The organism is Diaphorobacter sp. MNS-0, from assembly GCF_019602835.1.
GTDB lineage: Bacteria > Pseudomonadota > Gammaproteobacteria > Burkholderiales > Burkholderiaceae_C > Diaphorobacter > Diaphorobacter nitroreducens.
Genome location: NZ_CP080761.1, coordinates 3,635,669 through 3,642,500, shown reverse-complemented (window position 1 = coordinate 3,642,500; position 6,832 = coordinate 3,635,669). Strand labels below are relative to the sequence as shown.

Sequence of the window (6,832 nt, the reverse complement as noted above, 5' to 3'; positions counted from 1 at the left end):
ATAACGGTCCTAAGGTAGCGAAATTCCTTGTCGGGTAAGTTCCGACCTGCACGAATGGCGTAACGATGGCCACACTGTCTCCTCCTGAGACTCAGCGAAGTTGAAATGTTTGTGATGATGCAATCTCCCCGCGGAAAGACGGAAAGACCCCATGAACCTTTACTGTAGCTTTGTATTGGACTTTGAACGGATCTGTGTAGGATAGGTGGGAGGCTTTGAAGTGAGGTCGCTAGATCTCATGGAGCCAACGTTGAAATACCACCCTGGTGCGTTTGAGGTTCTAACCTAGGTCCATTAGCTGGATCGGGGACAGTGCATGGTAGGCAGTTTGACTGGGGCGGTCTCCTCCCAAAGCGTAACGGAGGAGTTCGAAGGTACGCTAGTTACGGTCGGACATCGTGACGATAGTGCAATGGCATAAGCGTGCTTAACTGCGAGACTGACAAGTCGAGCAGATGCGAAAGCAGGACATAGTGATCCGGTGGTTCTGTATGGAAGGGCCATCGCTCAACGGATAAAAGGTACTCTGGGGATAACAGGCTGATACCGCCCAAGAGTTCATATCGACGGCGGTGTTTGGCACCTCGATGTCGGCTCATCTCATCCTGGGGCTGTAGTCGGTCCCAAGGGTATGGCTGTTCGCCATTTAAAGAGGTACGTGAGCTGGGTTTAAAACGTCGTGAGACAGTTTGGTCCCTATCTTCCGTGGGCGCTGCAGATTTGAGGAAGCCTGCTCCTAGTACGAGAGGACCGGAGTGGACACACCTCTGGTGTATCGGTTGTCACGCCAGTGGCATTGCCGAGTAGCTAAGTGTGGAAGAGATAACCGCTGAAAGCATCTAAGCGGGAAACTCGTTTCAAGATGAGATCTGCCGGGGCCTTGAGCCCCCTGAAGGGTCGTTGTAGACCACGACGTTGATAGGCTGGGTGTGGAAGTGCAGCAATGCATTAAGCTAACCAGTACTAATTGCCCGTGCGGCTTGACCCTATAACTTTGACTGCCAATCGCAGTTCAAGACTGTTATGCCAAGTACGCAATCAAATCCACGCTGATTCACAGACTCTATGAATTCGCTGTGCAGTCCTCACTGCTCAGCAACCCTTTATGCCTGATGACCATAGCAAGTTGGTCCCACTCCTTCCCATCCCGAACAGGACAGTGAAACGACTTCGCGCCGATGATAGTGCGGGTTCCCGTGTGAAAGTAGGTCATCGTCAGGCTCTTACAGCCCAAACCGCCCTCCCACTAAAACAGTGGGAGGGCGTTTTGCTTTTGGGCTTGAGCGGTCAACATCGGCTGGCGCACAGCATTCAATGAATCGCCCCGGATTCCCTAGACACTTTTGAGCCGTTGGGAATGGCGTCTCTCGAACTCTACCGGCGAAGTATCTCCGGCAGTGCCATGGCGGCGCTTAGGGTTGTAGAACATCTCGATGTAGTTGAAGACATCGGCTCTCGCGTCATCGCGGGTCGGATAGATCTGGCGGCGGATGCGTTCGCGCTTGAGCAACTGGAAGAAGCTCTCGGCCACGGCGTTGTCGTGGCAGTTGCCGCGACGGCTCATGCTGCAGATCAGCTTGTGGTCGCGTAGGAAGTCCTGCCAGTCATGCCCAGTGAATTGACTGCCTTGATCCGAATGCACTGTGACTGGCTGCTCGGGTCGACGACGCCACAAGGCCATCACCAGCGCATCGAGCGCCAGCGCGGTATCGATGCGGCTACCCATTGACCAGCCGACCACCTGACGCGAGAACAGATCGACCACCACGGCCAGGTACAGCCAGCCCTCATGGGTGCGGATGTAGGTGATGTCGGTCACCCAGGATTGATTGGGCTGCGCCACGGAGAACTGGCGCTGCAGGTGGTTGGGCGCGACGACCGCGGGCTTGCCACCACGCATGCCAGGGCGACGGCGGTAGCCGGTCTGCGAGCGCAGTCCTTCGAGTTTGAGCAATCGGGCCACGCGGTGCTTGCCGCAGGACTCGCCTAGATCGCGCATGTCCAGGGTGAGCTTGCGGTAGCCGTACACGCCGCCGCTCTCCAACCACGCGTGCTTGAGCAGGCCCAGCACCCGTTGATCGTCCTGGGCGCGTGGGCTCACCGGATCGGCCTTCCAGGCGTAGTAGCCGCTGGGGTGCACCGTCATGATCTTGCACATGCGGCGCACGCTGTGCTCGTGTTCATGCCGCTCGATTAATGCGTACTTCACCCGGACTGCTTGGCAAAGTACGCTGCGGCCTTTTTTAAGATGTCGCGCTCCTCGGTCACACGCTTGAGCTCGGCCTTCAGGCGGCGCATCTCGTCGGCTTGCGAGCACTGCGCTTGGCGCTGGTCAGGCGACATCTGCTTGACTTTGATCCATTGATACAGACTGTGCTGGCTGACGCCAAGCCTGGCCGACACGTCGGCCACCTTGTGGCCTCGTTCGGTGATCTGCTTGACCGCTTCGATCTTGAATTCTTCGGGGTATCTCTGCTTGCTCATGGCACCTCCTATTGGGCCTCAGGTTTGAGGCTCAGAGGTGTCTAGAAAACCCGGGGCGATTCAAGGGAACAGGCAGCAGCCCACTCAACCAACAGCCGCCCCTGAGCAACCTCTTGGAACTCAACGGCTAGCTCGCCAAACTGATGCCACCGACTGCATAAAGATCCGCCACGCCTAAAACAAAAAATAGTGATATCGACGCAAGGATCAAAAAGGCTGTATACTTCTAAATTCTTCGGAGGGGTGCCCGAGTGGCTAAAGGGGGCAGACTGTAAATCTGTTGGCTTACGCCTACACTGGTTCGAATCCAGTCCCCTCCACCAGATTGTGGTTTGAAGGCGTTGGACCGTACTTGCACGAAATTCGGTCTTGCGGGAGTAGTTCAATGGTAGAACCCTAGCCTTCCAAGCTAATGACGCGGGTTCGATTCCCGTCTCCCGCTCCACGGTTTGGATAGGTTGGTTAAGAGGAGTTTGACTCCTTGTTGCCCATGTGGCTCAGTGGTAGAGCACTCCCTTGGTAAGGGAGAGGTCGCGGGTCCGATTCCCGCCATGGGCACCACAGTTTCAGGTGCGTCTCCGTTTGGGGTGCATCAATATTTGTCGTGTTGGTGTAGATTTTTTCGGAGTCGAAAAGATGGCAAAAGGTAAGTTTGAACGTACCAAGCCCCACGTGAACGTGGGCACGATCGGTCACGTGGACCATGGCAAGACGACGCTGACGGCGGCCATCGCCACGGTGCTGGCCAAGAAGTTCGGCGGCGAAGCCAAGGGCTACGACCAGATCGACAACGCCCCTGAAGAAAAGGCGCGCGGCATCACGATCAACACCTCGCACGTGGAATACGAAACGGCCACCCGCCACTACGCCCACGTCGACTGCCCCGGCCACGCCGACTACGTCAAGAACATGATCACCGGCGCCGCTCAAATGGACGGCGCCATCCTGGTGTGCTCGGCCGCTGACGGCCCGATGCCCCAGACGCGCGAGCACATCCTGCTGGCCCGTCAGGTGGGCGTGCCCTACATCATCGTGTTCCTGAACAAGTGCGACATGGTCGACGACGAGGAACTGCTCGAGCTGGTCGAGATGGAAGTGCGCGAGCTGCTGGACAAGTACGACTTCCCTGGCGACGACACCCCCATCATCCGCGGTTCCGCCAAGCTGGCCCTGGAAGGTGACCAGTCCGACAAGGGCGAGCCCGCCATCCTGCGCCTGGCCGAAGCCCTGGACACCTACATCCCCACGCCTGAGCGCGCCGTGGACGGTGCCTTCCTGATGCCCGTGGAAGACGTGTTCTCCATCTCCGGCCGCGGCACCGTGGTGACCGGTCGCGTCGAGCGCGGCATCATCAAGGTTGGTGAAGAAATCGAAATCGTCGGTATCCGCGACACGCAAAAGACCACCGTCACCGGCGTGGAAATGTTCCGCAAGCTGCTGGACCAGGGCCAGGCTGGCGACAACGTGGGCCTGCTGCTGCGCGGCACCAAGCGCGAAGACGTCGAGCGCGGCCAAGTGCTGTGCAAGCCAGGCTCCATCAAGCCCCACACCCACTTCACGGCTGAGGTGTACGTACTGAGCAAGGACGAAGGCGGTCGTCACACGCCCTTCTTCAACAACTACCGTCCCCAGTTCTACTTCCGCACCACCGACGTGACCGGCTCCATCGAGTTGCCGGCCGACAAGGAAATGGTGATGCCCGGCGACAACGTGTCGATCACTGTGAAGCTGATCAACCCCATCGCCATGGAAGAAGGCCTGCGCTTCGCTATCCGCGAAGGCGGCCGTACCGTGGGCGCCGGCGTCGTTGCCAAGATCATTGCGTAATCTAGTGGGGATCGAAGGGGTATAGCTCAATTGGCAGAGCGTCGGTCTCCAAAACCGAAGGTTGTAGGTTCGATTCCTACTGCCCCTGCCACTTCAGGGTGGTAATAAAACAAGCCCGCCAGCCCCTGGCGGGCTTCGGCGTCTTGTAAGGCGCGATCAAATAGGCGAATTTATCTATGGCCACATCCCAGGTTGAGACGGTCACGACTGGTGCGGACAAGGCAAAGTTGTTCGCGGCAGTGGCGATTGTTCTTGCGTCCATTGCCGGTTTCTATTTGCTGGGTAAGCAAGGGCCCCTCATTCAATGGGGTGTGTTGCTGTTGGGGCTAGTGCTGGCTGTGGCGGTTTTTCTCGTTTCCGAGCATGGACGCCAGTTCGTCGGGTTTGCAAACGATGCGTGGCGTGAGGTTAAGAAGGTTGTCTGGCCCACGCGCAAGGAAACGCTGCAAATGACGGGCTATGTGTTCGCTTTTGTGGTGGTGATGGCGCTGTTCCTTTGGTTCACGGACAAGACCTTGGAATGGGTTCTGTACGACTTGATCTTGGGCTGGAGGAAGTGATGGTGGATGCCGTGGACACGAATGGTGTGCAGCCTCCGGTGGATGTTCCGGTGAATCCAGATCTGCGCTGGTACATCGTTCATGCCTATTCCGGTATGGAGAAAGCGGTGGAGCGCAACATCCAGGAACGCATTGCGCGTGCCGGTATGCAGCAAAAGTTCGGCCGCATTCTGGTGCCCACTGAAGAAGTGGTGGAAATGAAGAATGGGCAGCGCAAGACTACCGAGCGTCGCCTTTTCCCTGGTTATGTGTTCGTCGAAATGGTGATGGACGATGACACCTGGCACTTGGTGAAGCACACCAGCAAAGTGACAGGATTCGTGGGCGGGGTGAAGAACCGCCCTGCGCCTATTTCCGAAGAAGAGGTGCAGAAGATTGTCAGCCAGATGCAGCAGGGAACGGACAAGCCGCGCCACAAGATCGAATTCATGGTGGGCGAGTTGGTGCGGGTCAAGGAAGGTCCGTTCACCGATTTCAACGGCTCCGTAGAAGAAGTGAATTACGAGAAGAACCGCTTGCGCGTTTCTGTGATGATCTTTGGCCGCTCCACCCCGGTGGAACTGGAATTTGCCCAGGTCGAAAAGACCTGAGCGTCAGTGAAGTATTCGCGCTTTTCGACTCGGTGCGATGAGAGAAGAGAGTCGGTAACCCCGGGGAGCCTGGTGAACGATCAGGCGTTAATACCCGCAAGGAGCAAACATGGCGAAAAAAATCGTCGGCTTCATCAAGCTGCAAGTGCCAGCTGGTAAGGCCAATCCCTCCCCTCCGATTGGTCCCGCGCTGGGCCAACGCGGTCTCAACATCATGGAGTTCTGCAAGGCGTTCAACGCGCAAACCCAAGGTGTCGAGCCTGGTCTGCCGCTGCCCGTGGTGATCACGGCTTTTGCAGACAAGAGCTTTACTTTCGTCATCAAGACGCCGCCCGCAACGGTGCTGATCAAGAAGGCGATCAAGCTGGACAAGGGCTCCTCCAATGCCCTGAGCACCAAGGTGGGCAAGATCACCCGTGCACAGCTCGAAGAGATCGCCAAGACCAAGCTCAAGGACATGAATGCTGCTAGCGTTGACGCGGCAGTGCGCACGTTGGCTGGTTCTGCTCGCTCGATGGGCGTGACGGTGGAGGGTCTGTAAATGGCAAAGCTGACCAAGAAGCAAAAGGCCCTGCAGGGCAAGGTGGACTCTACCAAGCTGTACGCTTTCGCTGAGGCGGTGGCTCTGGTGAAGGAAGCCGCTACTGCCAAGTTCGACGAATCCATCGATGTTGCTGTGCAACTCGGCGTGGATGCCAAGAAGTCGGACCAAGTGGTGCGTGGTGCCGTGGTGCTGCCGAATGGTACGGGCAAGACGACGCGCGTTGCTGTGTTCGCCCAAGGCGCCAAGGCAGAAGAAGCCAAGGCCGCAGGTGCCGACATCGTAGGCATGGACGACTTGGCCGCTCAGGTCAAGGCTGGAGATATGCCGTTCGACGTGGTGATCGCTGCTCCCGATGCCATGCGCGTCGTGGGTACGCTGGGCCAGATCCTGGGCCCCCGCGGTCTGATGCCGAACCCCAAGGTAGGCACGGTGACGCCGGATGTGGCGACGGCCGTGAAGAACGCCAAGGCGGGTCAGGTGCAGTTCCGTGTCGACAAGGCCGGTATCGTGCACAGCACCATTGGCCGTCGGTCGTTCGACAACGACAAGTTGCAGGGCAACCTGGCAGCTCTGATCGAAGCGCTGAACAAGGCCAAGCCTGCGACCAGCAAGGGCGTGTACCTGCGCAAGGTAGCCGTGTCGTCCACGATGGGCGTCGGCGTCCGCGTGGATACGCAGACCATCGCAGCGTAATTGCGAAATCTTCAGGCCTGGTGCCCATGAGGGCGGCAGGTCTGATGTGGTGGGCTGACAGCTCCTTTGAGGGCTGGCAGGCCATCCAAGACCGTTGGTGTGCAAGGTGCACTTAAACCTTTGGAGGCCAACGC

6 protein-coding genes, 4 tRNA genes and 2 rRNA genes (1 of these 12 only partly in view) are annotated in these 6,832 nt (G+C 57.9%); 11 read left to right on the top strand and 1 reads right to left on the bottom strand.

The annotated features are described in order from the left end of the window. A 23S ribosomal RNA gene (locus K2L43_RS17265) occupies positions 1-988 on the top strand (it extends 1,888 nt beyond the left edge of the window). Between the two features lie 120 nt (positions 989-1,108). Continuing rightward, positions 1,109-1,221 (top strand): 5S ribosomal RNA (gene rrf, locus K2L43_RS17260). Between the two features lie 112 nt (positions 1,222-1,333). Here rrf and K2L43_RS17255 read toward each other — a convergent pair. Further along, positions 1,334-2,484, bottom strand: a protein-coding gene (locus K2L43_RS17255) for an IS3 family transposase (protein ID WP_220638107.1) whose coding sequence is annotated in 2 segments (ribosomal slippage) — positions 1,334-2,238 and positions 2,238-2,484 — 1,152 coding nt in all. Because the reading frame shifts where the segments join, the coding sequence is not laid out codon by codon here. A 237-nt stretch (positions 2,485-2,721) separates the two neighbouring features. Between K2L43_RS17255 and K2L43_RS17250 the strand changes: the two genes are divergently transcribed. From K2L43_RS17250 to rplA, 9 genes are all read left to right on the top strand, one after another. Continuing rightward, positions 2,722-2,807: transfer RNA gene (locus K2L43_RS17250), tRNA-Tyr, on the top strand. A gap of 48 nt (positions 2,808-2,855) precedes the next feature. Beyond that, positions 2,856-2,929 (top strand) — tRNA-Gly (locus K2L43_RS17245). 41 nt (positions 2,930-2,970) lie between these two features. Beyond that, a tRNA-Thr gene (locus K2L43_RS17240) sits at positions 2,971-3,045 on the top strand. A 75-nt stretch (positions 3,046-3,120) separates the two neighbouring features. Continuing rightward, the gene (tuf, locus tag K2L43_RS17235; protein ID WP_011803741.1) at positions 3,121-4,311 is read left to right on the top strand and encodes an elongation factor Tu; all 1,191 of its coding nucleotides are present in this window, start codon (positions 3,121-3,123) and stop codon (positions 4,309-4,311) included. A gap of 15 nt (positions 4,312-4,326) precedes the next feature. Further along, positions 4,327-4,402 (top strand) — tRNA-Trp (locus K2L43_RS17230). An 85-nt stretch (positions 4,403-4,487) separates the two neighbouring features. Then, the gene (secE, locus tag K2L43_RS17225; RefSeq protein ID WP_011806990.1) at positions 4,488-4,871 is read left to right on the top strand and encodes a preprotein translocase subunit SecE; all 384 of its coding nucleotides are present in this window, start codon (positions 4,488-4,490) and stop codon (positions 4,869-4,871) included. Continuing rightward, positions 4,871-5,461: a transcription termination/antitermination protein NusG gene (gene nusG / locus K2L43_RS17220; RefSeq protein WP_011806989.1), complete on the top strand. Its 591-nt coding sequence runs from the start codon at positions 4,871-4,873 to the stop codon at positions 5,459-5,461. The genes secE and nusG overlap by 1 nt, the downstream gene beginning before the upstream one ends. A 109-nt stretch (positions 5,462-5,570) precedes the next feature. Further along, entirely contained in the window at positions 5,571-6,002 is a 432-nt protein-coding gene (rplK, locus tag K2L43_RS17215) for a 50S ribosomal protein L11 (RefSeq protein WP_011806988.1), read from the top strand. Next, positions 6,003-6,698 (top strand): 50S ribosomal protein L1, encoded by a 696-nt coding sequence (rplA, locus tag K2L43_RS17210; protein WP_011806987.1) that lies wholly within the window; start codon positions 6,003-6,005, stop codon positions 6,696-6,698. The last annotated feature ends 134 nt before the right edge of the window (positions 6,699-6,832 follow it).

Excerpts from the sequence above, each read along its gene's own strand:
- tuf (WP_011803741.1), top strand. The coding sequence starts at position 3,121 with ATGGCAAAAGGTAAGTTTGAACGTACCAAGCCCCACGTGAACGTGGGC.
- secE (WP_011806990.1), top strand. The coding sequence starts at position 4,488 with ATGGCCACATCCCAGGTTGAGACGGTCACGACTGGTGCGGACAAGGCA.
- nusG (WP_011806989.1), top strand. The coding sequence starts at position 4,871 with ATGGTGGATGCCGTGGACACGAATGGTGTGCAGCCTCCGGTGGATGTT.
- rplK (WP_011806988.1), top strand. The coding sequence starts at position 5,571 with ATGGCGAAAAAAATCGTCGGCTTCATCAAGCTGCAAGTGCCAGCTGGT.
- rplA (WP_011806987.1), top strand. The coding sequence starts at position 6,003 with ATGGCAAAGCTGACCAAGAAGCAAAAGGCCCTGCAGGGCAAGGTGGAC.